The organism is Desulfovibrio sp. TomC, from assembly GCF_000801335.2.
GTDB lineage: Bacteria > Desulfobacterota > Desulfovibrionia > Desulfovibrionales > Desulfovibrionaceae > Solidesulfovibrio.
Window position 1 is genome coordinate 14,107 of record NZ_JSEH01000032.1, and the last position, 26,932, is coordinate 41,038.

The 26,932-nt window shown below is 51.6% G+C and carries 26 protein-coding genes and 1 pseudogene; 11 read left to right on the forward strand and 16 right to left on the reverse strand.

Annotation, left to right across the window (positions count from 1 at the left end):
• Positions 1–266: 266 nt before the first annotated feature.
• Both NY78_RS25845 and NY78_RS25645 read right to left on the reverse strand, forming a co-directional pair.
• Positions 267–500 (reverse strand): type ISP restriction/modification enzyme, encoded by a 234-nt coding sequence (locus tag NY78_RS25845; RefSeq protein ID WP_331428933.1) that lies wholly within the window; start codon positions 498–500, stop codon positions 267–269.
• Positions 445–696, reverse strand: coding sequence for a type ISP restriction/modification enzyme (locus tag NY78_RS25645; protein WP_043640274.1), 252 nt, complete (start codon positions 694–696; stop codon positions 445–447). The genes NY78_RS25845 and NY78_RS25645 overlap by 56 nt, the downstream gene beginning before the upstream one ends.
• Positions 697–753: 57 nt before the next feature.
• On the opposite strand from NY78_RS25645, the pseudogene NY78_RS24010 reads away from it, so the two are divergent.
• Positions 754–1,082, forward strand: a pseudogene (locus NY78_RS24010) (IS3 family transposase); the annotation flags it as partial.
• A 152-nt stretch (positions 1,083–1,234) separates the two neighbouring features.
• Here NY78_RS24010 and NY78_RS24905 read toward each other — a convergent pair.
• The 5 genes from NY78_RS24905 to NY78_RS20225 all read right to left on the reverse strand — a co-directional run bounded on the left by NY78_RS24905 (position 1,235) and on the right by NY78_RS20225 (position 8,722).
• Positions 1,235–1,927, reverse strand: a complete 693-nt coding sequence (locus tag NY78_RS24905; protein WP_156181022.1) for a hypothetical protein — start codon at positions 1,925–1,927, stop codon at positions 1,235–1,237.
• A 9-nt stretch (positions 1,928–1,936) separates the two neighbouring features.
• Entirely contained in the window at positions 1,937–5,098 is a 3,162-nt protein-coding gene (locus NY78_RS24015) for an HsdM family class I SAM-dependent methyltransferase (RefSeq protein WP_082140124.1), read from the reverse strand.
• A gap of 670 nt (positions 5,099–5,768) precedes the next feature.
• Positions 5,769–6,314: a recombinase family protein gene (locus tag NY78_RS20215; protein WP_043640283.1), complete on the reverse strand. Its 546-nt coding sequence runs from the start codon at positions 6,312–6,314 to the stop codon at positions 5,769–5,771.
• A gap of 62 nt (positions 6,315–6,376) precedes the next feature.
• Positions 6,377–7,087 carry a nucleotidyl transferase AbiEii/AbiGii toxin family protein gene (locus tag NY78_RS24020; RefSeq protein ID WP_197084286.1) on the reverse strand — a complete coding sequence of 237 codons (711 nt, stop codon included), beginning with the start codon at positions 7,085–7,087 and terminating at the stop codon, positions 6,377–6,379.
• A gap of 1,137 nt (positions 7,088–8,224) precedes the next feature.
• Positions 8,225–8,722, reverse strand: coding sequence for a C-GCAxxG-C-C family protein (locus NY78_RS20225; RefSeq protein WP_043640289.1), 498 nt, complete (start codon positions 8,720–8,722; stop codon positions 8,225–8,227).
• A 163-nt stretch (positions 8,723–8,885) separates the two neighbouring features.
• Between NY78_RS20225 and NY78_RS20230 the strand changes: the two genes are divergently transcribed.
• Positions 8,886–9,866: a LysR family transcriptional regulator gene (locus NY78_RS20230; RefSeq protein WP_082140126.1), complete on the forward strand. Its 981-nt coding sequence runs from the start codon at positions 8,886–8,888 to the stop codon at positions 9,864–9,866.
• Between the two features lie 386 nt (positions 9,867–10,252).
• Here NY78_RS20230 and NY78_RS25905 read toward each other — a convergent pair whose 3' ends face one another.
• From NY78_RS25905 to NY78_RS24030, 5 genes are all read right to left on the reverse strand, one after another.
• Positions 10,253–10,513, reverse strand: coding sequence for an SHOCT domain-containing protein (locus NY78_RS25905; RefSeq protein WP_082140127.1), 261 nt, complete (start codon positions 10,511–10,513; stop codon positions 10,253–10,255).
• A gap of 71 nt (positions 10,514–10,584) precedes the next feature.
• Positions 10,585–11,073, reverse strand: a complete 489-nt coding sequence (locus NY78_RS20235; RefSeq protein WP_043640292.1) for a periplasmic heavy metal sensor — start codon at positions 11,071–11,073, stop codon at positions 10,585–10,587.
• 525 nt (positions 11,074–11,598) lie between these two features.
• Positions 11,599–12,102, reverse strand: coding sequence for a hypothetical protein (locus tag NY78_RS24910; protein ID WP_156181026.1), 504 nt, complete (start codon positions 12,100–12,102; stop codon positions 11,599–11,601).
• A gap of 165 nt (positions 12,103–12,267) precedes the next feature.
• Complete coding sequence (locus NY78_RS23290) at positions 12,268–13,008, reverse strand: rhodanese-like domain-containing protein (RefSeq protein WP_082140128.1); 741 nt, start codon at positions 13,006–13,008, stop codon at positions 12,268–12,270.
• Between the two features lie 36 nt (positions 13,009–13,044).
• Positions 13,045–13,635: a disulfide bond formation protein B gene (locus NY78_RS24030; RefSeq protein ID WP_082140129.1), complete on the reverse strand. Its 591-nt coding sequence runs from the start codon at positions 13,633–13,635 to the stop codon at positions 13,045–13,047.
• A 686-nt stretch (positions 13,636–14,321) separates the two neighbouring features.
• Here NY78_RS24030 and arsM point away from each other — a divergent pair.
• Both arsM and sigZ read left to right on the forward strand, forming a co-directional pair.
• Positions 14,322–15,119 carry an arsenite methyltransferase gene (arsM, locus tag NY78_RS20245; RefSeq protein ID WP_043640295.1) on the forward strand — a complete coding sequence of 266 codons (798 nt, stop codon included), beginning with the start codon at positions 14,322–14,324 and terminating at the stop codon, positions 15,117–15,119.
• Between the two features lie 11 nt (positions 15,120–15,130).
• Positions 15,131–15,700 (forward strand): RNA polymerase sigma factor SigZ, encoded by a 570-nt coding sequence (sigZ, locus tag NY78_RS20250; RefSeq protein WP_053062282.1) that lies wholly within the window; start codon positions 15,131–15,133, stop codon positions 15,698–15,700.
• A 145-nt stretch (positions 15,701–15,845) separates the two neighbouring features.
• On the opposite strand, the gene NY78_RS20255 is transcribed toward sigZ, so the two are convergent.
• The 4 genes from NY78_RS20255 to NY78_RS20270 all read right to left on the reverse strand — a co-directional run bounded on the left by NY78_RS20255 (position 15,846) and on the right by NY78_RS20270 (position 21,458).
• Positions 15,846–16,274 (reverse strand): universal stress protein, encoded by a 429-nt coding sequence (locus NY78_RS20255; protein ID WP_043640298.1) that lies wholly within the window; start codon positions 16,272–16,274, stop codon positions 15,846–15,848.
• Positions 16,275–16,397: 123 nt separating this feature from the next.
• Entirely contained in the window at positions 16,398–19,547 is a 3,150-nt protein-coding gene (locus tag NY78_RS20260) for a molybdopterin-dependent oxidoreductase (RefSeq protein ID WP_043640301.1), read from the reverse strand.
• A gap of 9 nt (positions 19,548–19,556) precedes the next feature.
• A complete protein-coding gene (nrfD, locus tag NY78_RS20265; RefSeq protein ID WP_043640303.1) occupies positions 19,557–20,693 on the reverse strand; it encodes an NrfD/PsrC family molybdoenzyme membrane anchor subunit in 1,137 nt (378 codons plus the stop codon).
• Positions 20,694–20,705: 12 nt separating this feature from the next.
• Positions 20,706–21,458 (reverse strand): 4Fe-4S dicluster domain-containing protein, encoded by a 753-nt coding sequence (locus tag NY78_RS20270; protein WP_043640306.1) that lies wholly within the window; start codon positions 21,456–21,458, stop codon positions 20,706–20,708.
• Positions 21,459–21,708: 250 nt separating this feature from the next.
• Here NY78_RS20270 and NY78_RS24035 point away from each other — a divergent pair, with 250 nt between their 5' ends.
• The 7 genes from NY78_RS24035 to NY78_RS20295 all read left to right on the forward strand — a co-directional run.
• Positions 21,709–22,056 carry an ArsR/SmtB family transcription factor gene (locus tag NY78_RS24035; protein ID WP_082140130.1) on the forward strand — a complete coding sequence of 116 codons (348 nt, stop codon included), beginning with the start codon at positions 21,709–21,711 and terminating at the stop codon, positions 22,054–22,056.
• A 21-nt stretch (positions 22,057–22,077) separates the two neighbouring features.
• Positions 22,078–23,175, forward strand: coding sequence for an ACR3 family arsenite efflux transporter (arsB, locus tag NY78_RS20275; protein WP_043640308.1), 1,098 nt, complete (start codon positions 22,078–22,080; stop codon positions 23,173–23,175).
• Between the two features lie 143 nt (positions 23,176–23,318).
• Complete coding sequence (locus NY78_RS24040; protein WP_082140131.1) at positions 23,319–23,618, forward strand: nitrile hydratase subunit alpha; 300 nt, start codon at positions 23,319–23,321, stop codon at positions 23,616–23,618.
• A gap of 82 nt (positions 23,619–23,700) precedes the next feature.
• Entirely contained in the window at positions 23,701–25,110 is a 1,410-nt protein-coding gene (locus NY78_RS20280; protein ID WP_043640311.1) for a radical SAM/SPASM family putative metalloenzyme maturase, read from the forward strand.
• 185 nt (positions 25,111–25,295) lie between these two features.
• Positions 25,296–25,610: an ArsR/SmtB family transcription factor gene (locus tag NY78_RS20285; protein WP_043640314.1), complete on the forward strand. Its 315-nt coding sequence runs from the start codon at positions 25,296–25,298 to the stop codon at positions 25,608–25,610.
• 100 nt (positions 25,611–25,710) lie between these two features.
• The gene (locus tag NY78_RS20290; RefSeq protein WP_043640316.1) at positions 25,711–26,094 is read left to right on the forward strand and encodes a putative zinc-binding protein; all 384 of its coding nucleotides are present in this window, start codon (positions 25,711–25,713) and stop codon (positions 26,092–26,094) included.
• Positions 26,095–26,179: 85 nt separating this feature from the next.
• Positions 26,180–26,932: permease (locus tag NY78_RS20295; RefSeq protein WP_043640328.1), on the forward strand; the 753-nt coding region annotated here is incomplete at its 3' end.

A 26,932-nucleotide genomic window follows, 5' to 3' on the forward strand; every position in this document is an offset into this window, starting at 1 on the left:
GGACACGGGCAAGCCAAAAAGCACGAAAGAACGAAAAAATACAGGCTCGAATTTGAGCAGGACTGAGGATCCCAAGAGTCCTCCGGACCAAACAAGCGAATCAAAGCCAGCCCTGGACGCTTGAGTAGCTGCCAGACTAAATAAACCTTGTGCCCGACTACTGCTCGCTTTAAATACTCAATTCCGGCAATCCATTAATGATTCGTATAGTCTCCAGGCTCACGGTACTACACGCTGAAAAAGTTCCAGGGGATAACGAGGATTCTTCATCGTCTCAATAGCCAGTCATTGGCGTTGTTGACGATGCCGCTGGCCTTGTCGGTCCTCACGCATTGCCGCTCCACCACCCAGTCCAGGGCAGTCTTACCGTTGACCACGTAGTCATAGGCTTCCACGGGAATGCCAGTCAGGGTGATCTTGTGGTTGTAGACGAGGGTGGTGCGGTCAGTTTCCTTTCCTTTTTGCCATCGCGCATCTTGCCACCCGGTAGTCGGCGTCAGTCAGGCCCACGCCTCCGCCTTGGATGACAAGCGGATATCGTTCGATCGTCTCATAGCGCAGATGCCAATGGGCTATTGCGCGACCAGTTTTGCTGAAGGCCCAGTAGTCGGCAGTGGTCTTGACGCACGGGATACGTGGCAGTTCCTTGGTCAGATTGTCAGCATAGCGTTCGCGGTAGTCCGGCGAATGGAGCAAGCAAGTATGTCCAGACAGAGTGCTAACGAGTTTTCCACGGTCGAGGTGGTCAACGTGAAACGATTCGGAACAAGCCACGCACCGTATCGAGTCGAATGGCTCACGGACAACGGTTCCTGTCTCGCGGCCAAGGACACCGTTGAGTTTGCGGCATGGCAAGGCCTGATCAGCCGATTTACGCCGGTTAGAAGCCCCGAGAGCAACGGCATGGCTGAGGCGTTCCTAAAGCCCCTCATACGCAATTACCCGTCCATGACACCCGGACGCGCAGACCGTCCTCAGTCAACTGGCGGACTGGTCCGAGGACTATAACGAAGTGCCTCGCGCAAAGGGTCCCATCCGGGGAGTTCATCCGCTTGTCAGCAACTGCGGGGTGTCTGGTTTAGCGGAGGAAGCTCTATAGCAAGCCCACTTATTCCATTGCGATAATGGAAGAAGTGGGTTTTTAATGTGCACAAACGATAGATTGTACAATCAGCTTTGTTTAACTTGATATACCGACAAGCACAACGACTCGATTTTGTTACACATGCAACAACTAACTAACATAAGATTTGCGCATGTCTATCCAATAGTGTATGAGCTTAAAATCCCTAGGGGCTAGAGTTTTTCTATTCCATACTTGTATAGAAGTAAATAAATTTTCTCCATAAAAAGAAAAAGATAGCGTATCCTTGGCCTCTGATAATTTGGAGATAAATTTATTTACTTCTGACTCAATTTTATTTTGGTCCATACTAGTAATAAAACCGATCATTACTCCTGAAGGCGCACGATTGCCATACCTGTGCACTCCAGAATCGAATCTAAAGATACCATTTTTAACATAATTTTCATTCAATATCCATGAGGAACTCGTTTTCATGCCAAGTCGCTTACATTCTATGTGCAATGGTATCTCGTAATCTTCTTCAGTTAGAGCGAATGAATTGACAAGCGTACAGGTAAAGTCAGGCCTTTTCCGAATCTTGCCACCTGTAAGTTCGCCATTAGAAACTGGATGAATAGGTCTTTCCCAGGAAGGGACTTGAACTTCACAACCACCATTCTTGCCTTTTTCAAAACATAAGCGGTTAAGAATAGGACACAACAGTTCGCAAAGGGCATCTTCGTCACCATTTAAACGATCTTTTTTGGCCAATAAAATTAATGCTTCTTTGAATAAATTTGAATAGACAGCTTCATGACGAGACCATATATCGTAAAAAGATGAAAAAAGTTTTCTGGCCACAGAACCCACCTATTGTGAAAGTATAGACATGAGCTTGCATAAGGTTGTTTCTGCATCTTCTCGAGCCATACTTTTTGTCCAAAATCTTAGTGAATTTTTTTTGATAACTATGATAGAATTTCGTGAAACACTATGGACAATATTTTCAAAAAAAACATTAGTTGCCCCGGCATTGCGAAAAGAGTTGTTTTTAATCTGAGTCAACAAATAAGCCCAAGTGTCTTTCTGAGGTATAAGATCCCACGGATCACTTGAATCGGATGGAAAGAATTCAACGCCTATCATGGACCCAAGATCTTCTACATGCACTTCAGCGCGCATCTCTTCATTTTTTTCTAGATATACTTTCCATCTTTTACAAAATATTGAAATATAATCCTCTATAAATTTTGAGAATTTCTGAGAAGTAACTAACATCTGGCCGTCTTTATTGAGCGGGCTGTACAAAAATGGCAGCGTTATATTGCAAAAATCATCAATTAAATCAATACGCGCCTGGTCAAGTTCGTAGAGTTTATAGACAGCCATGTCTAACTCATGTTCAAGTTTTTTGATTATACTATAATCACTCGATCTTTCTAAAGCTTGTTCCAAATTGTTTCCAGGCAAACTTAAAAGTTTGCTTACAATTTTGACGATGCTTTTCGATGTAGCACTAGAGAGATCATATACTATTGGGAGTTGCAAAAGCTCATCTAGATAAATCTCGTGATGCCACACTCCCCAATTCGAAGAGGTATGGAATAGAAAATATCTAGAAAGTGATGACAAGAGTATGCCAAGGACTAATTTGTAAGCCTCATGATTCGTGTCTTTGAGTTTTAGACCATAAACAGAATTTTTGAAGCAAAAAACTCTATCTTCGTAACGTGCAACAATTTTCCCTTTTGCAGTCGAATCTGATTCATCTATTCCTCGTTTTACAAGAAGCCTTGCTCCTTCATAAATATCTAGCACACCAAACCGCTCGACTTTGGGGGGGAGATCTTCAAATCTTAAAGGATCATAGCGCGAAAAACTTTGTACCGTTAGCATCTTATTAAATTTTGTTAGTTTCTCAACACCATAGGCCTTACTTGCCTCCTTGAATCCTTGGCCAGAGCGCTTTCTGTCAACTAGATTCACCAGAGGCTGGGCATGCTTTAAGTACTTGATAAGTCTAAAATCGTTAACTCTACCAAACCAAAAAGTTTTCCATGTCCAATGGAACGTCGAGTCACTGTAATCGATTAAATTTATATCATAATTGGAAAACGATATTGCTTGAAGTTTGTTGATGTATAAAGATTCTTTCGCAGAGTAGTAAACAACTTGTTTATTTCTTGGCGTACCCTTTGAGAAAATAATAGAGATAAATGGGGAGACTACGTTTTGAAAGAAAAAGCGTCTGACATGACTAAAATTGTAGATCTCAGAAACGTTCGCTTCAGAAAACCATTTCTCCCGAAACTCTGTTGTAGTTGTACTGTGCTTAAATAATACCCCCACAGAAACTAAAAGCGAACAAAACCCTCCTGTTTTTAATAAATCCAGGGATCTCCATAAAAAAGCCTGAGATGGTTCGTTATCGCCAATAGGCTTTTTATGGAAAGAGCACCATTCAAGAACAGTTTTGTGCCGCTCCCTAGTTGCCTTGTCAGCATTAGGTCCTGGGGCCCCCCAAGGAGGATTACCGACTACAATGTCAGCACATTCCTGGCCAAATTTATTAATCCATTCTGGATTGGATTTTATTGTTTCTTCATCAAAAGCATTGCCCCAAAAAATTGTGTTATATTCATTTGCTCTATTCTCTCTTGAGGCTATCAAGTGCGGCAAAGTGTTCTTATTGTTAATGTAGTCAATTATAGCAGGCGGATCGAGATAATGGAGCATAGCCAGGTACAAACTGAATACGGTGATACGTGCGGCTTCCTCATTAATTTCTATGCCGGATATTTGATTTTTTAAAATAGTCGTCAACTCAACAAAAGTTAGTCGTCGTCTTTTTGTCACCAACTGAAAACGAACTATTCTCCTGAAGGATTCAACCAAAAATATACCAGATCCACACGCAGGATCAATTATACGCGGATTTGTACTTAGAACTTGAGGTGTTAAAATACGAGAAAGAACAAACTCCACGAGAGCATTTGGTGTGTAAAATGCACCATCCTCTTTAGCTTTTTTGTTTGTTTTTCCTGATGGGAGATGATAAAACTCTTCATATATTGAGCTTATTAGATCCAATGGAACAACATTAAAATCATAGCAGTAAAAGCATAATTTTTTTTGAATCCCAGTATCACCATACAACAAATCCCTGATAAGATTTATATGACGCTGGGTTACAATTTTTTTTTCGAATTCTATATTAGGGAAAAGGTCCCCATTAAAATCTATAAAGAGCTGGGCGTATAGCGCATAGGTAAACTCGATAGAGTTCAATACCTTTGGATAAAGTACGTCTTTGCCAGAATATACTCCTCCATCGTTATCATTTGGAAGGGTAAGTAATTCAACCCATTCGGTATTGCGTTGAGCGATATTTTCAAAATACTTTCTAGTTAATACCCCTCGATCTTCAAGATATCTTATAAAGATTGACCGGCCAATTAGTGCATGGGCAAATCTAACCTTATTTCCGGACAGGCCGGCGTCGATAAGTTCACGCCTGACCGTCTTTAGATCACGAATAAGCGAGCGATCAGCTCTCCCGCTAATATTGCCAAAGCGTTTATCTGCAAATGTTTTACCAGATTCTATTTGCTCTCTGTTGAATTGAGAAAGCCTCGATAGTACTTCACTGGCTAACTTTATAGTTTCGAGAGATTTTAATCTTGTCGTTCTCTTGGAAGAGCTCATGTTTACTGGTGGCTTAGCAAGATCATATATAGAAAGTTCAGTTGGAGTGCTTAAAAATAGCAGCCTTGGCCTTCCAAGGCACCAAACACTATTAAATAATTTTGCCTTTGCGTCAGTATTATCTTCGCTAGTTGCAAAAACGACAACAGGGTTATTGTTGACAAAAAAAATTTTTTCTGCTCCAGCTCGTTTCCCGGCTGCCAACCATTCTCCTTTTTCAAGCCAATCTTGATCGTTCTCTCCAAAAACAGGAAAAAGAGCGGCATCTCTTAATGCGCCGCTGCAAAAATCAAGCTTGGAATATATGTCGTCAAGCACAGTATTCATAAATTCAACCGATTCAATGCAATGCCTGCCTTGCAATATTTTCTCTAGACTACAGTTTCAAATTTAAAACACTTTACATTATTTTCTAGAAAAGATCAAGTTGGAAATTATTTTTGTCCTCTCCGGATCAACGTGTCATGAGGGTGGATGAATTCAATCAATAAAACATGACGAGTGCGTAAAGGTGTTGCTGTTGGTCAACATTAACTAATGATAGCGCCTTGCCATGTCATCGTCGCATTTTAAAAAAATTAATATTTTCCTATCCTGCTCTCCTTGTAACGAGAAAAACAAAATTTTGAGATAACGAAAAGTAAAGGACCTTACACCTCCAATTTGTCAAGACTTTTATCATTCCATCGAGTGGTGACACGAGTCACGATATTCCTCTGCCGTAAACTCAACACGTTGAATGTCATGAATCCTAACGCTATCAACAATGATTCGAAACGTTGGCAGTCTCAAGCCGTCATTGGTTGAATCGCTCAACATCGCAAAATATCCTAACTGACCTGTAACTTCCCGTTGCTCACCTATGTATTTCGTTGGTGACGGAATACGTTCAAATACTCGATAGCCCAACTCCCAATCAACAGTTTTACACAAGAAGAGGCCCCATATCCGCAGAAACTGGAGAACCCCAAGCTCCGGCCGTTTTGACCGTGGGATTCTATAGTTGCGCAAGACGACGAAGGAAGGTGGCTCGGCTGATGCCTGCGGCCCGGGCCGCTGCGGCTTTGGAATGGCCTTCAGCCAGGAGGCGTTGAGCAAGTTTGATCTTGGCGTCGTCGATCTTGGGCCTACCAGGCATATTACCATTGGCTCTGGCCACGGCCAAGCCATCACGAGTTCGCTCGGCTATAAGGCCGCGCTCAAAGTCGGCCAATGCGGCAAAAACATGAAAGACCAAGGAACCAGCTGCCGAAGTAGTGTCGAGCTGTTCCTCCAGGGATTTGAAACCCACCTTGAGGGCCTTAAGGCGGTCCATTATCTCCAGGAGTTCCCGCATGGAGCGCCCCAAGCGATCAAGGCGTACCACACAGAGGGTATCCCCCTCTCGCGCAAACTCCATCATTTCGGTTAATCCCGGTCGGTCGAAGCGTTTTCCACTCATGACATCCTGGTAGATACGCTTGGCCCCAGCTTGTTTTAAACGTACTATCTGGGAACTAAGATCTTGTTTGTCAGTGCTAATTCTTGCGTATCCAAGTATCATTTACTCTGCTCTATACATTTTAAGCACGTTAGTTCTTCTCAGGAAAAAGGGGATTGTCGATTCTAAAGTCCAAAGTCATTGTTCAGTTTCCTCTCCTCTTTCTCCGCTCTTTCGAGTTCTTTTGACAACTTTTCAATAGCTATGTCCGGAGCTTCGCTTAACACATTATTTGAGACTTCAATCGGCATGACATACTTTTCAATGTCAATTTTATATTCATTTCGTAATGTTTTAATTCTATCAATTGCCAGGGGCAGTTTTTCAATGACGTCAGGGCTCAGGCGATTCAAGACTAATTTATCTTTCTCTACAACAGCTGCAACATCAAATATATCTCTAATAGTAAATTGAGAGGCGCGATGGAAAATTTTTTTAGACAAAATTTCCTTTGGTGTTTCAATTCTTATAACTTGCACAATGCCGTTGTGTGAGAAATTATATAATTTTACTGGGCTGTCTTCGAATGTTCTGCTTACTAAAAAATCAATTTCGCCTTTGTCGTATTTTACTAATTTAATATAATGACCTGGCTGTTGCCACTCATCGCAAATACGCCTGGTTCGTTCGTTTGTGCTGGGAGCTAGAAGCTTGAGTGCTCTTGCATTTTCAAAAAAAATATCAACATCTTTGCTTAGTCTGTGATTAATCGACAACATCAACGCTGTTCCGCCACCTAACTCCCATTCTAGTTCTTTGGGCAATTCGTTTAATGCTGGAATCGCAGAGAGCAATAAGTCTTTCCAGGAATTTATGGAACTATTTTGCCATTTCATGAACCCAACTCCTCGCGTGTGAAGAACTTGCATAGTGAAGATAAAGGCTTTCAAGAGTCCTGAAGTCAGTTGCCCCAGATAAGACGAGGTTGTGAATAAGCTCCACGGGGGATTCTTGAAGGAAAATCTTTACATGACAAGCCCATTTGTCATCACTTTCGCCAGATATTAATATTTTTTCAAATTGCACATCAGATATTTCAACGGGGAGTGACGTGTTAATGCTTCTTGTCGCAGAGCGTATATATTTGTTCACTTCTTCACCTCAATGGCGAGAGCCTGGGCGTGGAGTCCTGACGGCGTTGCCTCAAAAACGGTCGTTTTTGCACTAGAGCCATCTGTCCTGGTTTTTTGCGTTTCAAAAACGTATCAAAAGTCTAATTCTGTTTCAAAATTCGGTCAACCCTTTATGCAACACTCCGTGAGGCGGCACCGGTTTTCCTGGAGCCGGACTTGCAGGAATCTTTGTGCCGAAAAAACCGGTAAGTCCTAGCCCGGATATTTCATGAACATCCCAGGAAGTCGTTTTCCTGGCGTAAAAGAGGTGTTGGCCGAGGGTATTCGCATCTTTTGCGCTGTCCCTGGCCATTCCGCTACAAGTTTTGTGAAGTTGAGTGGATTCTAGGTCATATTGCCGATTTTGGGAGTGGATTGGCCGGTGCAGCGCCGGGAACGGGCCAGAGCCTCTCTGGCGCTACGCCGCAAGTCACGAAATGCCAATCACAAGTTGACCGATTTCATGAGGCGGCTGGTTTCCTGCGTAAGCCCCGTGTTCACCCAGGGCGATGAGTCCACCCGAGAGCGCGCCGCACAACTATGTCTTGCTGCGGCCAACGTCCGCGCCAAAGGCCGTGCCCAACCGCGTGACACCTTCGTTCCAGTCCCTGGCCGGCAAGCACCACCCCGAGCACCGATTCCACACAGTTCAGCCCGCTGCAAAACAAGTCCTCGGCTTGCTGTTCAATGTCCTGTCTTTCCATGTGCATGCTTCTTGCTTGTGCCGGACGGGTTGATTTCGGCCCGTCCGGCGAATTGAATTGATCTGTTTTAGCGAATATGCCTGAAGTGTTGATCGAGACTTTCGAACGCACTGCTCACATACGGGAGGCCGGATAGAACATCGTAATATGCGAACCCTTACCCACAGCAGCATCCACCGGTGCTGGCGGGCGTGCTTTGCCGTCCTGAACAGCCGCAGGGAGCCGCAGTCTCCACCGCCTGGGGATTGCGCAGGGCATCGTGGAAATAGCCGGCAGTTTTGGCTGAAAGCTGGATGCACTTGTCCATGTCTTCCTGAGTGCCGAGAGTCGCCAGCACGGCGGCGCAGGTCGTGCAGCCGAATTCGGCTTCAAACCGACGACGCACCCCGGCGGCCAGGGCGGCCACGTTGTCCCAGCGTTCGTCCCCGTTGCTGCGGCCCTGCAGATAGCCCAGGGCGATGAGTCCACCCGAGAGCGCGCCGCACACCTCGGCCTTGCTGCGGCCAACGCCCGCGCCAAAGGCCGTCCCCAAACGCGTGACACCTTCTGGCTCGAGTCCCTGACCGGCCAGCACCGCCGCCAGCACCGATTCCGCACAGTTCAGCCCGCTGCAAAACAAAGCTTCAGCTCGCAGTTCAACGTCTTGTCTTTCCATGTCCATGCTCCGTGCTTGTGCCGGGCGGGTTGGTTCCGGCCCGTCCGGCGAGTTGAATTGATCTGTTTTTTTGTTTAGACCAGCCCGACGATCGGTTCCAACGAATATATCCGAAAGGGTCGATCGAAATTTCCGAACACACTGCTCGCATACGGGAGGCCGGATGGAACTGCGTGATGTGCGAACCTTCGTGGCCGTGGCGCGGCATTTGAGCTTTCACCGGGCAGGGCAGGAGGTGCACGCGGCGCAGTCCACGGTCTCGGCACGCATCGCCGCCCTGGAGGAGGAATTGCAGGTCCGCCTGTTTGACCGCCTGGGCCGGCGCGTAGCCCTCACCGAGGCAGGGGAGCGGCTGCAGCAATTCGCGATCAAGCTGCTGGACCTGGAAGACGAGGCTCGGGCCTGGGTGGCCGGGGCCTCTGAGGCGCGCGGGGCGTTGAGCATCCGGGTGCCGGAGTCGCTCTGCGCCTGGCGCATGGGCGGGCTGATTCGCGGGTATCGGGAACAGTTTCCGCATCTGCAGCTGCGCTTTATCTCATGCACCTTGGACGGGCTGGAGAAGGATCTGCGCCAAGGCGTGACGGACTTGGCCTTCCTTATGGCCGACAGTGTCCGGGCCGGGGATCTGGTGGTGGAGGCCCTGGGCGTGGAACCCCTGGTGCTGGTGGCCGGGCCTGGGCATCGGCTGGCGCACGGCGGCCCCTGCAATGTGGAAGATCTGGCCGGCGAAACGTTGGCACTCTCCACGGCGGATTGCGCCACGCGCAAATCATTTGAACACATGCTGGCCGAAGCCGGGGTGCGCCCGGCGGCCAGCCTGGAATTTTCCAGCGCCGCAGCCCTGCGGGGCTGTCTGGCCGGCGGGCTGGGGGTGAGCATCCTGCCGGCCCTGGCCGTGCGGGACGACCTGACCGCCGGTCGCCTGGCCCTGCTGCCCTGGGCCGGGCCGATCCTGGAGACGGCGGTGCTCATGCTGCACCACAAGGACAAATGGCTCTCCCCGCCGCTGGCCGCCTTCATGGATCTGATGCGCCGGGAACTCATGGGCGGGGCAGTTGCCTCGCCTCCCGCCTGCCTGGATTCACTCGCTGCGAAAGAGTGTATAACGGGGAAGAGCACCGACTGCTGCAGGGCAGGTGGGTAACGAAGCGACAGGAATCCGGCTAGAACCAATTCCTCCCAGTGTGCAGCATTAAAGACCCTTTGTCAGAGTTTGACGAGCGTGGTGGGAGGAGGCTTTTTACCACCCAGGGATTCCCCATCGTTTGGGCTACCGGGGCGTGGGCATCGCCGCGCAATGAGTGGGGCGGCACCCTGGCCGTAAGCAGGCCTTAGGACGGAAGCCAATCTCCGATATCTTGGGCTTTCCGCCTCGTCCTCCCTGGTTTCCTTGAGAATGTCGGGGGAGAGAAGTCTTCACTAGGGCAAGGGGTGGGATGATCGGTTGGGGGCCAGCAAAATGGAGGCGGATGAGGGAGGTGTGTCTGGGAGGGATCGCCCATGCCCTTAACGAACGATTAGCCCAACGGCCTATCTGTTCCCGTCGCTTTCCAGGGGATCAACGGCTCTTCGCAGTCGCTCGAATTCATCAGGGGTTATTGCACCTTCGGCGAGGCGCAGGCGCAGGATGCGTAACGCGTCGTCTCGGTCGGCGGCAGCTCCACGGCGAAAATCAAACCGCTTGGGAGGATGAAACATTCGGACCAGGATCACGGCGGCTGCAAGCCCAACAAGGATCACCCCAAGCGTTTGCCAACCGCCCATGAAAAAGATTCTGTAGGTCGCACACATAGCTGGATGGGTATTTGATTGACCCTGAGCCGGCAGCAGGGACCGCCGGCTCAGGGAGTGTCTTTGTGTGGCTACTGACGGCCACCGCCCTGGTAGCCTGCCATCATGCCGCTACCCATGCCGCTTCCCATGCCGCTTCCCATACCACCGCCCATGCCGCTGCGCATTCCCCTTCCCATCCCAGGGCCGACATCCTTTGTCACCTGGATACGAAACTGAGTTCGCTCGGACAACAGCTTGCCCTGCAAATCGCCGATCTGCTTGGACAGGGCGTCTATCTTCGCCTGATCGGGATTTTGGGGCACAGACAAAGCGTTGAGTTCCGCCATTTTCACGCCAAGCTCGGCCCGCAGTTGCGCTGTCTTGGCAACAAATGCGTCACGAAGCTTTTGAAAGGTTGCCTGCTTTTCAGGGGTTAGCTGAGACATGCCGCCCCCCATGTTGGAGCAGCCGCCCTGCCCCGCGCCAGGTCCGCCGCCGGGGCGAGCCAGGGCCAGGGAAGAAGTCATAGCCAGAACAGCCAAAGCAGTCAGTGCAATATGAAACGTCTTAACGCGCATGATAAAACCTTCCTTTGGATATCCGGCCGCAACCGGAGTCGCTTGGTTGTGGAGAGGCGAGCGCCCAGAGCCTGCACAAATTTAGCAGCATCCGTGCCATAGCAGTTTAAGTCCAGGAATGCAGTCTATTGCGGGAGAATGAGCCACGGTGATGTTCGCTGAACTGTATAGATAGTGACCATTATGACAGCTCAAAATTGATCTGTGTATACTTTCAACGCAAATCAGCTCGCGCTAACAGCGAGAATGATCCACCCACCAGATTTGGCTGGTGCGTTTTCAAGCGAACTGAAAGTCTAGATTTAAACGCGAAGGCTGTGCATGGCGTTTACGAGAGTTATCTCTGCCATTCTACTTCAGGAGGAATCGTTGTGAAACTCACGGACAAGAACTATACTTGAAAAGATACAACTGCTAGCTGAAAAAATACCAAGCCATAAGCCTTGAAATTAAACATTTTATTTAAAAATATGATGGAATAGAAACGATCTTTTATGATGGCAGGATATTTTTACTGGCCGCCAATCATGGCTGGATACATGAGCACTTCATGTCATTAGTTATTTGGCTAATTTCGACAACGATTGTCATATTGTTTGAAACACTCGCGGTGTGAAACCGTAAGCTTTTTCCGTCATGTTGCCAGAGATCGATGATTTCACCCTGGACAAGACTTCCGGACAAAAGAGGCGGTCCGTATCGCGCTGAGACTTGAGCGACTAAATTCTTATACTGGTCTATGCTCATTGCATCCGTTTCAAAACTAGCCTCATAAAATACGTCATTTACAAAAGAATAATCAATCCATTTTACATCTATTCCAAAAAAATTGTCACGACGGTCTGTTCGTATCGAGTAGTTCTTGTCGTGATTGGCTATTTTTGCTTTATCTTTGCCGAGCAATTCTTCCGGAACTGGATTTCCAAACTTTAGATCGCCAAATCCATCAGGGAGTGATTCGGCGCTAACAGAGTATGACGTGCTAAAAAGAAAAATTAGTACAGTTAAAAGCAATAGGTATTTTTTCATTTAAAAACTCCTTGGCCCTGTTTAAGTATGTACGCTGACCAATGCCCGGGGTCAACGGCATACTGTATGTTTGAGACCAGCGGAAGAGGTGTTAGCTCCTCTCGCTGGCCCCAGGGCTGATTTTTTGCAAAGTGTACGCCTTTGATCCCATACAGGCCGAATATCTTATTTGGCATCACCTAAGACAACATTATTGCCGGCTTGTTCCCACCCAGAAAGACCTTCTGATGAGGCGATCACGTTTTTAAAGCCATTACTCTTCATAAAAGTTATTGCTTGTGGAGTCCACCGTCCTGCAAAACAATAGACCAAGTAGGTCTTACTCTTATCCATCATCTGGATGTTCTTTTCAAAATCAGGATGATTTGCAGGCATGTTTATTGCCCCGTCGATGTGGCGTTGCGCAAAAGCCGGCGCGGGGCTTACATCGAGAATGACAAAGTTATCATTTGCTTTGTTTTCCGCAATGAATTTCTTCATTGACTTTGTATCTAATTGATTCGCTGTCTGAGTGACTACACTATTGCCAGCCTTCATCCAACCCTCTTTCCCTTCTGCCGAAGCAAAGAGGTTTTCAAAACCATTTCTTTTCATGACCTCGATGGCCTTTGGAGTCCATTTCATTTTATGGCAATACACGAGATAACTTTTGTTTTTGTCGAGCTTTTGTATGTTTTCTTCAAAGTTTTGGCTTTCTGCCGGCAATGAAATGGCTCCTTCAAGATGACTGCTTTCGTAAGACACTGTTGGACTTACGTCAATTACTACGAAGTTTTTATTGTTAGCATTCTCGGAAATGACAGACTTCATTGTTTCCGTATCGCAATTTTGAACGTCTGCTAATGCGAGACTGCTTAGACCAAGCAAAAAAAATATAGCCAAAACAATATGGCGCTTAATAGTCACAATGTACTCCGTGTTAGTCGTTCCGTTGTTGCAAGGTTATTTATTTTTATCGGCTGGGCAGCAGGCTTCTTCTGCACTCAACACTTTTTGCGCAGTAACATTAAATTCGGTAGCAGCTGGACACACGTTCAATCCGCATTGGAACAATGTAGCTACCGAAAAACAAAGACATGCCCCCACAGCTAGACCAAAAAATCCTTTTTTGTATCGAGATAAAACTATTGTTTCCTCATGATTTTTTTGAGCACCCATAACAAGCGTCAAGCTTGAAGCTAGGATACAGCTCATAAACACAAGGAATGCCCAAGTATACGTGTGGACTCCAAACACAACAGGGCCGAATCCTGGGTTTCCAGGCATTATATAGGAAAGAATTTGCCGAACAGAAACAGAAGCTCCAAACAGAGAAAAAATTATAATTAGCCCATAGTGGCTTGCTCTTTGGCCAAACTTTATGTTCATGAGCAGCAATGTAACGATAATAAACATGGCCATTCTTTGCCAAGTACACAAACGGCACGGCTGTTCGCCAATAAAGAATTGGATATAAAGCGATCCTAGTAAGACACACATTATCACAGTAATCCAGACAAGGTTACAAAAAACTATAAACTTCGAAATTTTCATCTCATAGTCCTTAGAGGGATATATTTAAATAGAAATTGATGTTGTAAACATACCACATGATAACGACAGGGAGGAGTGCGACAAGAATATAAATGGCTTGCTTTCTGTGCCCTAGGTACGTCAATACCATTGAGGCAGAAATTGCAAAGAAAAAAAATGCGTCCAAGGGGCATTCTCCTTTAAATATTGCTTTTGAAAACCGACTAATCCCAGAGATTTTTGCGAGACCGATGGCTTGTGAATTGTTTTGTCAGGATGCTTGTAGCCGCGATACGTCCGCCAATGCATTCTTTTGCCTCCGAAATATTCACAATAGAGTAATAAGCCTCATTGGAAAATATTCTTCGAGGATTGGCTCATTCCGAACGCCTGCCCCCCCTGACCAACTCGGAGATTTGCCTCCCCTTAAGCATTTTTTGTTCCAACAAATTTGTCCATAATTACAGCACTGTGGCATCGACGCATCTCGATTGTGTAAGATAATCATGCAGTTATTTAGTTGTATGCTCATTTTCCATACACAGAGTGTGTCTACAAATCTTACAAACCACTGCAATTCCATACTTTTCTGTAGGGATATTGAGTGTTGGTGTGTCTTCCGAAAGGAAGGAAAGTTCTGCATCCTTTTTTCTCGGATTCCGTCTTCCTCCAAAAGCCGCACATTTTGTGGGTACAGGAGAACTCAGATGAAAGAGCATTGCGATGTCGAGATCAGAGAATCAATCCGTACAAAATACGCCGAGACAGCCTTGTCCGGGAAGTCCGGCTGTGGCTGCGGGAGCGGATGCGGTGGCCCAAACAGCGCCACTTCATCGGAGGATTTGGCTCGGATGGCCGGGTATGCCACGGCGGAAGTGCAAAGTGTCCCGGAAGGGGCGAACATGGGCCTCGGCTGCGGCAATCCGCAAGCCATAGCCGCATTACGCCCGGGCGAGGTTGTCGTGGACCTGGGCAGCGGCGGTGGTTTCGACTGTTTTCTTGCGGCCAGACAGGTGGGGGAAACCGGGCGCGTCATCGGTGTGGACATGACGCCGGAGATGGTTGAAAAAGCGAGAAGAAATGCGGTAACTGCACAATGCGGCAACGTGTCGTTTCGCCTTGGCGAGATCGAATATCTTCCGGTCCCCGACGGCATCGCCGATGTCGTGCTTTCCAACTGCGTGGTGAACCTGAGCACGGACAAGGCCCAGGTATTCCGGGAGGCGTATCGGGTACTCAAGCCCGGCGGGCGACTGGCCATATCGGATATCGTGGCGACGGAGGAACTCCCCGAAACGGTGCGTCGGGACATCAAGCTGCATGCGGCCTGTGTGGCCGGAGCCGAGCGAATTGTTGTGCTCGAAGCGATGATGCGAGAAGCCGGATTCAGGCAAGTTTCCATCCGTCCACGGCCGGAAACCAAAGCACTGCTTGCGGCGTGGCTTCCGGGACTTAACTTGGAGAATAGCCTTGCCTCGGCGAGCATCGAGGCCGTCAAGGCTTAGGGACGGTTGTCATGCAGGAAGAGCTGGAAATCATGTGGATTGCGCATCGGGATGAACTCAGGGCTTTCATCACCCGGCGGGTGCTTTGTCAGGCTGCCGTGGACGATATCCTGCAAGACGTATTCTTAAAGACCTTATCTCATTTGGCACAAAGCCATGTTACGCAACCGCGAGGCTGGCTTTTCGCGGTTGCCCGAACAACTATTGCCGACCATTATCGCGGCAAGCGTCCCACGGTCGAACTCCCGCCGTCGCTGGCCTCTGCAAGCCCTGACCCGAGTGTGGGTTCCCCCAAAGAAATGGGAGCTTGCCTGAAGCCGATGATCGAAGCCTTGCCGGAGAAGATGCGAGCACCATTGGTTATGGCCGATTACGAGGGGATGCGACAACGGGAGGTGGCCAGCCGGCTGGGTATCTCCCTGGCTGCGGTCAAGTCCCGCGTTTTGCGGGCGAGGCTGCAAATGCGACGCATGATCGAGGATTGTTGCCAGTTGGAGTTGGATGCCCGGGGAAGCATCACGGATTTTGTCGTCAAACCGGGAGGATGTTCCCGGTGGAGTGCCGTGGGCACCGAAAACTGATGCGTCAAGCCTCGCATCAGTTGGAGGTTGGGCACAACGCCGATACAGACTCCATCCCCGACGCATTCATCATGTCTACCCCAAAAATGGCTGCCCCGGGGAGGACTTCGGGGCAGCCAGGTGGAGGGGTGAGACGGAAATACTGTCAGCGTTTACGGGCTATCAGAACATCGCATTTGGCGTGGGCCGCAACTTTGCTGGAGACGCTGCCGAGGAGAAACCGCTCAATGCCATGTGTTCCTCTGGAGCCAAGAACGATCAGGTCCGCGTCAAGTGTCTCGGCGGCTTCCAGGATTTTGCCCGCAGGATGCCCAAATTCCAGTATCGACTGGGCGCGTATCCCCTTGTCGGCCAGTAACGCGCAAGCCTTGTCCAACAGCTCTTTGCATTCTTTGGCGAATGCGTTGTTTACCGTCTCGCAGTAGCCTTCCGGAAATCCAGCCGCCGAGCAACTGAGTTCCGGGATCACAGAGATGACAAATAATTGCGCGTCGAGCGTTTGGGCCAGCCTAGCCGCACGCTCCATGGCAACTTCGGCATAATCGGAGTTGTCGTAGGCGAGAAGTATTTTCACGCGATACTCCTTTAAGCGAGTGGCTTTGTTCGGTTGGCATAACGATGCCTGGACTGACGCGGCAACATCAAAACGGGCTGCCCGAACGCACTACCAGGGCAGCCCGTATGCGCCGCGCTGCCGCTACACCTTCACCAGTTTCACCTGGGTTTGGTAAAACACTGCCGAGCCGCCCACTTTGTCCACAAGACAGGTGTTCTTGAGCACTGGGTCCACCCGCATGGCCGCATTGCCGTGCACGCCCGTGGCCCGGCGCGGGTCGGGCGTAATGGCCTGGCCGTCAATTTGCCACTGCCCAGCGCCGTAGGCCCAGTGTCCGTGCCCCAGGGAGAAGGCGGTGACACCCGGACGCAGCCCTTCCAGGATGCGGACCTTGCCGATCATGAACTTTTTGCCGAACGGTCCCAGATCCCACACCCCTTCGGTGTTGGAGGCCGAAACGATCTTGACCGCATCGCCGGCCTTGAAGCCCAGGCGGGCCGCGTCGGCTGCCGCCAGCTCCACGAAGTTTTCCGGATACGGGGCCTGGAGCCAGTAGTCGCCCGAGGTGCGGCTTTTGGTCTGGGTCACGGCCTTGTAGGTGATCATGGTCAGGTCATAGCCGGCGGCCGCGTCGTCGAGGGGCTTGTCCGTGCAGTCCAGGGGCGAGGGCAGATAGCCGCCGTAGGGGAGGTAGGCCTTGCCGGTCATGGAGTCCTTGGCCTTGACCATGTTCTCGAAGTACAGACCCACCATTTTGCCGTACTTATTAACGAGCTGCCCATCCTTGTAGGCCTTGTCATAAGCCTGGAACCGCCCGCCCCGGTTGAGCATGGCCACTACCGACGGCCACAACTCCGGCCCCACCAGCGCTTCCCAGCGCTTGGCGTCGAACACCGTGGCCGGCAAATGCTTGCGCGCGGCCAGGAAGATGTCCATCTCGGTCTTGTCGGCAGCCGGGATTTTCTCCGAGCCGTCGGCCTTGTCGCCGTAAGCCATGTTGGCGCACATGGGCAGGTACAGGTCGTCCATACGCTTGAGGTGTCGGCCCGGACCGAAGGCATTTTCGCCAAAGCCAGCCAGTCCCATCTTTTCGGCCAGCCCCAGCAGCATGGACTCCAGGCAGATGGGCATCTGCTGGCCATAGACCGTGCAGGAGTCAGTCAGGGGCGCGGCCGCCGGCTGACGGATGGCCCCCACCTTGGGCGTCATGGACGGGTGCGATCCTACGAATTCCCAGCGCTCCAGATAGGTCACGTCGGGAAAGACGTAGTCCGCGAAGATGCTCGTCTCGCCAACCGTAATATCGGAGGTGATGAACAGCGGAATCTTTTTCGGATCGGCCAGGATTTTGGCGATCTCGTGCCCGGCCGGCAGGGAATAGACCGGGGTGCCCATGTAGAGCATGAGGCACTTGAGCGGATAGGGATAGCCGTCCCCGGCCGAGGGGATGACCTCCTGGTAGATGTCGGAGCAAAACGGATACCAGACGCGCTTGGCCGGATAGCCGGAAAAGAGCGTGGATTTGTCGTAGGCCGTCTGATGGCGGATGATTGACACTCCCCAGCCCTTGAGCTTGGCCGGATGTGCCGTACAGTCGTAGGGTTTGCCCGGCGCGGCACCGTCGTAGTTGAAGTTGGTGGCCTTGGACAGGCCGCCCATCCAGTCGTGGTTGCCGATCAGCGTGTTGACCGTATACCAGGCTACCACGTTGTAAAAGCCGTTGGTGTGCTGGGACACGCCCCGGTGCAGGTCGGCCACGGCCCGCTTGCCGTGGGAGGTAAACTCCCTGGCCACTTCCACGACGTCGACTTCGGACAGGCCGGCCAGCTTGCACCACTCGGCCAGGGGTTTGGCGCTCGCTTCCTCCCAGTAGATCTGCAGGACTGTCTTGGCCGGGACACCGCTGGGCTCGCCGCTCCACAAGAGCTGTCCCTCGGCCACGCTCTTGTCGTCATTGGGATCAAACAGAACCGGGTTGCCGGCATCGTCCAGGCAGACAAAGGGATCGAAGTCCCAATCGCCCTTGCCGTCCTTTTTCGGGCGCTTTTCCGGCGTCCCACCCAGGTCTGAGCCGCGCAGATACGGGCCGGGTTTGCCGTTGGCGTCGAGCTTCACCAGCCAGCAAGCCTGGCTCCAGGTCGGCTCGTTGTCGGCCTTGGCCGCAGCCTTGTTGGCGTTTTTGAGGTAGCGTTCGTCAAAGCGCTTGTTCTCAATGATCCAGCGGATCATCGCCTGGGCCAACGCACCGACGCCGTCGGGTTTGTTGGGCAGCCATTTCCAGGCCCGGGAGGCAGCCTTGGAGCAGCGCGGGTCCACTACGGCGACTTTGACGCCCTCGTGCTGGAGCCGCGTGATCTTGCCGGCCCGAAGCGGCGGTCCGTAGTTGGCCTCGAAGGGGCTGGCTCCCACAAACAGCAGGAATTCGGCATTGCCGGTGTCGCCCTGCCAGTAGAACTTGGACCCGTCGGTGAATTTTCCTTCCACGAACTGATCCGACATGGCCTTGCCCGAGAAATAGAGCGAACCCTGGCAGACCGTGGTGTGGCCGTGGTAATTGTAAGAGCCGCAGGAGAAATCGGTAAAGCGCCGGATCAGTTCGCTGCGCCCGCCCTTGAGCCGGCCCCAGTTGAGGCAGAACTGGTTGTTTTTAAGTCCCAGGTCCGGGTGGTCCGGGTCGATCAAGTATTTGAGATTGGCGGCCTGTTTGGTCTTAAAATCTTCCAAAGTGAGCTTCTTGGCCAGGACATCGGCCGTGTCCTTTTGCAAGGCCTCGGCAATCTTGGGATCGCGGCAGGCGATGATGGCGTTTAATCCATCGACATGCCCTTCGCCAAACAGGTCGCCGCCGGCCACGACTTCGGCCACGGCCTGTTCAAAGGGGATGCTCTTCCACCTGTTCTCACCGCGTTTGCCGGCCCGCTTGAGCACCTTAACGATGCGGTAAGGGTCGTAGAGCGTCTGGATGCCGGCATAGCCCTTGGGGCACAGGGAGGCGTCGAAGCTGGCCGCCTCGGCCATGGCCGTGGCGTAGGGCAGCTGCGGCGTCATGGTCCAGGGGCTAAATGGGTTTCCGTCAATCTTGGCCACCTGACCATCTTTAATCTTCACCTTGATGCCGCACTGGGTGTTGCACTGCTGGCAGGCTGAGAAAATCATATTTTCTGGCATGTTGCCGGTGTATGGAGAAGTGGAGGCCGAGGCGTCGGCCAAAGAGTCCGGGCGCAGCCAGCCCGAGACGGCCAAGGTGCCGCCAAGCAAGGCTGAAGTCTTGATAAAACATCTGCGATCCATGGCGTCACCTCATCGGGCCAAGGGTTGAAGCCAGGCCGGCCGGGAAAAAAGCCGTGGGAACAAACGCGGACCGACAACGAAGCCGGCCAAACCCAGGGAAAAGACCCACAGCGTCAGCAGCCATTCGCCAAGAGTCGGTGTGTAGGTCAACGTCAGGCGCGGGTCCTGCCAGGCCTTATCCAGCCCCGGCAGCATGGGCACGGACTGGGGAGCCACCACGAAGGCGTAGCGGTAGGCCAGGAAGCCGGCCACGATGCACAGGCCAGCCCAGGCCACGGCGGCGGGTGAATTGCGACCGACAAGCAGCAGGGCCAAGGGCAGGAAAAGTCCCAGACCAATATGGAGAAGCCAGAAGCTCCAGGCCGCTTGCCCGGTCAGCATGGCGGTCAGAGCCGCAGCGATGTCCGGGCGTCCGCCCCGGTAGCCGGCCGAAAAATACAACCACTCAAAGATGAGAAAACAGGCCAGGAGCACGGCCAGGGTCCGGCCCAGGCGCAGCGTGACTTCGGATTCGTCCTGGCTAAACCAGGCTAGGGCGGTGACCAGCCCGCCGCCGGACAAGAGGGCCGCCAGCACGAACCAGATGGTGGTGAATGCGCCGCTCCAGGCCGGATGGCTGGTGATGATGGAGAAAAAATAACCGTTCGTAGCGTAGAAGCACAGACTTACTGGGATCGAAACGAGCGAGCACAATCGGGCCAGAGGCTGATTGTTGGTCACGATGGCCAGGGCCTTTATGGCATAAACCAGAAGGACGGCATTAAAGAAAATAAGCATCCAGAACATGGGTGAGGTCAGGCTGGGAGAGACGATAAAACGGTACATCCGCTCCCAGTGTCCAAGGTCCAGGGCGATGGCGATGCCGGCGCAGACTTCCGTTAAAAGTGTTGCATAGGTGACTACGCCAGCGATGCGGTCCAGTTCCTTCTTCCCAAGGATGTAGACCAGACAATTGACGAGAAGCCCGCCGGCCGACAGCCCCAGAAAGAGCAGATACAGCGCCACACCAAGTCCCCAGGGCACATACGACCCCAGCCCCGTGGGTTCCGTTCGGTAGACCAGCGCTTCAAAGACGCCATAGAGGCCGGCGAGCAACCCGAGGCCGGCAACAATGAGCAGAGGGTTGGAGCGTTTCGTATAGGCCATATCGCACCTCCCTTAAGCCAGATAGTAGACGTTGGGTTGGGTGCCCTGCTCTTCTTTGAGCCGGAACACGCGCGGCGACCCCATGCATTCCCGGACATAGGACGCGGGATCGTTGGCGTCGCCAAAGACCGTGGCCCGGCCGATGCAAGAGGTGACGCAGGAGGGGAGCTGGCCCACGGCCAGACGGTGCTGGCAGAAATGGCATTTGCGGGCGTTACCGATAGGCGAACCATGGCCGCGCGGGGGCCAGGCCTTGCCATATTCCGGGGCGGCGGCGTCCTCGTACCCCTTGGCGGCGGCCTTGCGGCCGAGAATCAGGCCGTCGGCCTCGGCTGTGGCGTTGGTGTAGAAGCCGGCAAAATCCGAGCAGCGCGCGCCATAGGGACAGGCGGTCAGGCAGTAGCGGCAACCGATGCAACGGTCGTAGTCGATGACGGTAACGCCTTGTTTGTTTTTCCAGGTGGCCGTGACCGGACACACCGCGACGCAGGGGGGATTCTCGCACTGCATGCAGGGCCGAGGCAGAAACCGGCGGCGTACGTTAGGATAAGCGCCGATCTCTTCCTCCATGACCGGACGGTAGACCACGCCCGGCGGCAGCTTGTTCTCCGAAACGCAGGCCACAGCGCAGGCGTGGCAGCCGATGCACCGGGCCAAGTCAATGACCATGACCCATTTGGCCTTGTCCGGGTCTTTGTTCAGCGCCCGGGCAAGTTCCCGGTGCATGCGAACAAGCGGGTCTTCTAAAGGAAGGCTTGGACTCATGGCGTTTCCCCTTTTCAGCCATTATTTCGAAGAGATAGAGGAAGACACGAAAATAAGAACATTCGTGATGCTTGTATATTTGCATAGCCAAATATAAAGGCTGTTGCAAGGGGCTTCTTAAAAAAGAGAATTTCTCCCGGCTGGAGGGTTTTTGCGCGGCAACCCTAACCCCAAAGAACTGTCGGGGTTGTCCATGCTTGGCTTGCCAAAACATATTGACAAATTCGCCTAAACGAATACTTGAGGGGTCATGAACGAGCTTGCTGCAGGATTAAAAGCCTTGGCGGACCCGACCCGGTTGCGCTTGCTCAATCTGCTCCGGACTGGGGAATTGTGCGTGTGCGATTTAACGGAGTCGCTTGAACTGCCACAACCAAAAGTGTCAAGGCATTTGAGCTACTTGAAAAACGAACGATGGGTTAGTGGGAGGCGAGGCGGCAAATGGATGTATTACAAACTCTCCATCCCGCGTCATCCCATCCTCATCAGGGTGATGGAAGCGTTGCACGAGAATCTTGGCAGCCACGAAATCGCCATCGCAGATGAGGCAAGACTCCGTAAATATTTGAAAACAAAAACGGGTACCCACTGCGGATAGCAGTTCCCCAGGAGGATCGTTATGAGTGAGAGCGTTGTAAATAAGCTGTCCTTTCTTGATCGCTTCCTGACCGTGTGGATTTTTGCGGCTATGTTCGTTGGCGTCGGGATGGGATATTTGTATCCTGGAACGAAAGACATCATTAATGCCTTTCAGGTGGGGACAACCAATATCCCCATAGCCCTGGGACTCATTTTGATGATGTACCCACCGCTGGCTAAGGTGAAGTACGAGAAGTTGGGGCAGGTATTTCGTAACGGAAAAGTGCTTGCTCTTTCGCTGGTGCAGAACTGGATCATCGGTCCAGTGCTGATGTTCTTTCTAGCCATTGCCTTTCTCTCGGGACATCACGAATACATGGTCGGTCTGATTCTTATAGGACTGGCCCGCTGCATCGCCATGGTCATCGTCTGGAACGATCTGGCCCAAGGTGACCGGGAATACTGCGCCGGGCTGGTGGCTTTCAACTCCATTTTTCAGGTACTTTTCTTTTCGGTCTACGCCTATTTCTTTATCACGGTGCTGCCCAAAGTGTTCGGCCTTGAGGGTGTTGTGGTCGACATCTCCATGGGACAGATCGCCGAAAGTGTCTTCATCTATCTTGGCATACCGTTTATTGCCGGCATGATCACGCGGTTTGTCGGACTCAAAATGAAGGGCGAACACTGGTATGAAACCGTCTTCGTTCCAAAAATCAGCCCGCTGACCCTCGTTTTTCTGCTCTTTACCATCCTGGTGATGTTTTCGCTCAAGGGTGAATACATCGTGCAGTTGCCATTCGACGTCGTGCGCATCGCCATCCCCCTTGGCATCTATTTTTTGCTCATGTTTCTGGCCTCGTTTTATCTTTCGGCCAAGGCCGGAGCGACTTACGAACAGTCGACGACGCTCAGTTTTACCGCCGCATCCAACAATTTTGAGCTGGCCATTGCCGTAGCTATTGCCGTTTTCGGCATCGATTCCGGCGAGGCCTTTGCCGCAGTGATCGGCCCCCTCGTGGAGGTACCGGTGCTGATCGCGCTTGTGAATGTCGCTCTGTTTTTCCGGCGCAAGTACTTTCCGTATGCGGTGGAAACGCCGACCGGCGTCTGTCATGTCGCCTGTCCGCCCGAGCGGTAACATTCTGACGTGTGCATCTTTCGACTGTTTACGCCACGGATTCTGTCTATTAGGGCTATTTTGCTGAAGGTAAGGAGCTCACTGAAGTCTTGTTATTGGCCGTCATGTCGGTTGAATGAACTACGTAAAAACTGGAGGACAAGGTGGATATCAACAATTGGAATTCGATTGTAAAAAAATCTTTTTCCAACCCTCAGTATAAGAACAGATTACTTGCTGAATCAAAGCAAGTTTTGGCCGAAGAAGGCGTGGTTGTCCCAGAAGGCGTCACAGTTCATGTTGTAGAATCAACCCCAACAGAAGTGTGGCTAGTTTTGCCAAGTCACATGGAAAGCGTCAAATTCTTGAGTCCATATGTGGCAGTGTGCGAAGTTGATGGGGTCGAAGTCCAAGGGTGTGATCCAAAAAAATGCATAAATCCTGCGGCCGGATGTGCCAGATAATAACACATCAAGCACTATCGTACGCAGTTCTTGAAAATGCTAGAAAGCGTTCTTTATGAGTATGCTATAATCGAGGCGCATAATGACAAGCGTTGACAACCCACACGAGGACCTGTCGCAGGGAGACCACCCTTCGCGACTTTTTGTCGAGGTGACGTCCAGATGCAATCTTCGTTGCGCCATATGCGTAAAGCAATCTGGAGCTGCGAAGTCAATTGACGGCGATATGCTTTCAGAAACATTCAATGCGTTAGCACCAGAATTTAAGCACCTTCAAGCTCTGGTCCTCAATGGCATAGGCGAACCGCTGCTGCATCCGCTGCTCGAAGAATTTATACGAACGGGCAAACGCTTGATGCCTGCCCAAAGCTGGGTAGGTTTTCAAACCAACGGGCACCTGCTCGATACGGCTCGTTGTTCCTCGCTCATTGCTGCCGGGCTGGACAGAATCTTTCTTTCCGTGGACTCAACTTCTCCGGAGCTTTTCAAGGCCGTCCGGAATGGAGGCAGCCTGGGGCATGTCGAACGTGCGTTGGCTGCTTTGGCTCAAGCGAAAAAGGAGCACCCGGGGAACGCACTGGAGGTCGGCGCGGAGTTCGTTGTCATGCGCGACAACATCGCGGAACTTCCTGCGATCATTGCATGGCTTGCCAAGCGTGGCGTAACCAAGCTTGTCGTGTCCCATGTTTTGCCTTTTAGTTCTACGGTGGCGAATCAGACGGTCTTTGGGATCAATACAAATTCGGCGAAGTATTTTTACCAGGCTTGGTCTGACCGGGCGCGCCAAGAGGGAATAAATATTACACAATACTTCAACGTGCTGTGGAAGTATCACAAGACGCCGCAAGACCTGCGGTTGGTTAGTTTTGTCCAGCGGATGGTGTCCCAGGCACTTGAAAACGACATCCCGCTCCATGTTGCGAATCTGACCGATGGCGATGATGTTGGTCCGGTGGAGGCGGTATTCCGCAAGGCAGAGGCCGTTGCCGATGCTGTTGGCCTTCGGCTTCTTCTGCCGTCTGTAAGGCCAGTCAGCGGGCACGCCTGTTTGGGAGTCAAACAGGGGGGTGCGTTTATTGCCTGGGATGGCAAGGTATCTCCGTGCCATTTTCTATGGCGAAGCTTTAACTGTTATTTCTATGGGAGAGAGAAGCAAGTCGCTCATAAAGTATTCGGAGATTTATCCAAGGATTCGCTATCTGAAATATGGAATCGCTCGAATTATAAAGCATTTCGCGCTGATGTCATGCATAAAAGATACCCACATTGCCCTGGATGCAATGTGTATCCCTGTGAAGACATCAATAGCATTGATTTCGAATATGACTGTTACGGCGAAACAGTTCCCTGCGGCGATTGCTTATGGAGCATGGGACTCCTCCAATGCATGGGGCAAGAAGATGAATTTGGAGAGTTCCACGATTGCTGCGATGGTATCCAGAGTGTTGACAAGTTTGAGCATACTGCCTTTGGTGTGCCTGCACAGGCATAATCCAAGCAACATCGACAGCCGGCTGCTAATACAATAGATAGCAGCATTTTCTTTGAAGCAAAATTGTCGGGAGTGCGTTTTCGGTTGAGCGACAACCCAATCCGCTCCCGCTGCGATAAGGAGCTTGACAAGGACCTGCTTTTGGCTATTTTGCCAAATAGAAAAGATTGAGCAATGGAGAGTCGATGCCAACGCGAAAATTCTCGTCACAAGCCAAGGTCTTCAAGGCATTAGGCCAGGAAACCCGCCTGTTTATTGTTGACGAGCTTTCGCGCGGAGAACGCTGTGTCTGCGAATTGACGAAGATGGTCGGTGTGGATATGTCGACAATTTCCAAACACTTGAGCCTGCTTCGCGAAGCAGGGATCATCGCTTCGGACAAGAGAGGGGTGCAGGTATACTATCGCCTGCTGACCCCCTGCGTTTTGCAACTCTTCGCATGCGTCCAACGTGTTTATTCGCACACGCCATGTGAGCCTTCAGAATCGAATCCCGGGTAATTTTTTTGTGCTGATATTTTTCCATTTGGCAAAACATACAAACACTGTCTAGATTGCCTCTCCCAGGAGGTCGTCATGGCAAAACACTGGAGACAAAACCATGTCCGAGAAAAAAAGCTGCTGCTGTTCCGCCGCTCCCAAACTCGTATTCGCCTGCTCCGGCGGTGCCGATGTCGGGGCCTTGGCTGATCAAGTTGCTAGGAAACTCACAGCGGACGGTGTGGCCAAGATGTTCTGTCTGGCCGGTATCGGCGGTCGCGTCAGCGGCATCCTCAAGACCACGGAAGCAGCGTCCAAAATCGTGGCCATTGATGGCTGTCCCCTTAACTGCGCCCGCAAGTCGCTGGAAGAGGCCGGATTCACCGACTTCGCCCATGTGCAATTGGCTGATCTGGGTTTTAAAAAAGGGGAAAGCCCCGTGACCGAGGAGCGTGTGCTGGCGGCTGCCATGGCCACGGCCCCGCATTTCGCCAATCTGTCCTGACCACGTTTCCACGAAAGGCCTGCGTGAATCTGGTGGGCTGCTCTGTCGGCCCGGCCGCGTCAGCGGCAATTGAGGAGATGTTTATATGGAACCACTTGGGAAAATGACCTGCTGTACCAAAGAAGCCGTGGCCGAAAGCGCACACCCGCACAACGGGAAGCTTGTCCGCTATCTTTTGCTGCTTGCGCCGGCCCTGGTCGTCTGGTGGGTGGTGTACGGAATGCTGCCCGGGTTTTCCCGCCTGCTGACCTATGATGTTCTGGGGATCGCCCAGGGAAGCCATCTTGGCGACTCCGTCGAATTTTTGCTTTACGACACGCCCAAGGTGCTCATGCTGCTGACCCTGGTGGTCTTTGGCGTGGGCGTCATCCGGACTTTTTTTACGCCGGAGCGCACCCGGCGCGTACTGGCCGGAAAACGCGAATCGGCTGGCAACGTGCTGGCCGCCTTGCTCGGCATCGTCACACCCTTTTGCTCCTGCTCGGCAGTTCCGCTCTTTATTGGCTTCGTTACGGCCGGCGTCCCCATGGGCGTGACCTTTTCCTTTCTGATCTCGGCCCCCATGGTCAATGAGATCGCTTTGGTGCTGCTTTACGGCCTTCTTGGCTGGAAGGTGGCCGCCCTTTATCTCGGCACCGGTTTGGCCATTGCTATCGTTGCGGGCTGGGTGCTCGGCAAGCTCAATCTGGAGCCCTATGTCGAAGATTGGGTCATGAAAATTCGGACCGACCCCTCGGTCTTGCCCCTTGATGAACAGACCTGGACGGATCGGATCGAAGCGGGCTTTCATGCGGTTAAGGACATCGTCGGCAAGGTCTGGATTTATGTTGTGATCGGT

Coding starts and splice junctions, on each gene's coding strand:
- nrfD (WP_043640303.1), bottom strand. CDS start 20,693: ATGGCCTATACGAAACGCTCCAACCCTCTGCTCATTGTTGCCGGCCTC.
- NY78_RS24910 (WP_156181026.1), bottom strand. CDS start 12,102: ATGAAAAAATACCTATTGCTTTTAACTGTACTAATTTTTCTTTTTAGC.
- NY78_RS20260 (WP_043640301.1), bottom strand. CDS start 19,547: ATGGATCGCAGATGTTTTATCAAGACTTCAGCCTTGCTTGGCGGCACC.
- NY78_RS20285 (WP_043640314.1), top strand. CDS start 25,296: ATGCCAACGCGAAAATTCTCGTCACAAGCCAAGGTCTTCAAGGCATTA.
- NY78_RS24020 (WP_197084286.1), bottom strand. CDS start 7,087: ATGAAATGGCAAAATAGTTCCATAAATTCCTGGAAAGACTTATTGCTC.
- NY78_RS24015 (WP_082140124.1), bottom strand. CDS start 5,098: ATGAATACTGTGCTTGACGACATATATTCCAAGCTTGATTTTTGCAGC.
- NY78_RS20230 (WP_082140126.1), top strand. CDS start 8,886: ATGGAACTGCGTGATGTGCGAACCTTCGTGGCCGTGGCGCGGCATTTG.
- NY78_RS20280 (WP_043640311.1), top strand. CDS start 23,701: ATGACAAGCGTTGACAACCCACACGAGGACCTGTCGCAGGGAGACCAC.
- NY78_RS24035 (WP_082140130.1), top strand. CDS start 21,709: ATGAACGAGCTTGCTGCAGGATTAAAAGCCTTGGCGGACCCGACCCGG.
- arsB (WP_043640308.1), top strand. CDS start 22,078: ATGAGTGAGAGCGTTGTAAATAAGCTGTCCTTTCTTGATCGCTTCCTG.
- NY78_RS20235 (WP_043640292.1), bottom strand. CDS start 11,073: ATGCGCGTTAAGACGTTTCATATTGCACTGACTGCTTTGGCTGTTCTG.
- NY78_RS20215 (WP_043640283.1), bottom strand. CDS start 6,314: ATGATACTTGGATACGCAAGAATTAGCACTGACAAACAAGATCTTAGT.
- NY78_RS20225 (WP_043640289.1), bottom strand. CDS start 8,722: ATGGAAAGACAAGACGTTGAACTGCGAGCTGAAGCTTTGTTTTGCAGC.
- NY78_RS20290 (WP_043640316.1), top strand. CDS start 25,711: ATGTCCGAGAAAAAAAGCTGCTGCTGTTCCGCCGCTCCCAAACTCGTA.
- NY78_RS24030 (WP_082140129.1), bottom strand. CDS start 13,635: ATGAAAATTTCGAAGTTTATAGTTTTTTGTAACCTTGTCTGGATTACT.
- arsM (WP_043640295.1), top strand. CDS start 14,322: ATGAAAGAGCATTGCGATGTCGAGATCAGAGAATCAATCCGTACAAAA.
- NY78_RS20270 (WP_043640306.1), bottom strand. CDS start 21,458: ATGAGTCCAAGCCTTCCTTTAGAAGACCCGCTTGTTCGCATGCACCGG.
- NY78_RS25905 (WP_082140127.1), bottom strand. CDS start 10,513: ATGTGTGCGACCTACAGAATCTTTTTCATGGGCGGTTGGCAAACGCTT.
- sigZ (WP_053062282.1), top strand. CDS start 15,131: ATGCAGGAAGAGCTGGAAATCATGTGGATTGCGCATCGGGATGAACTC.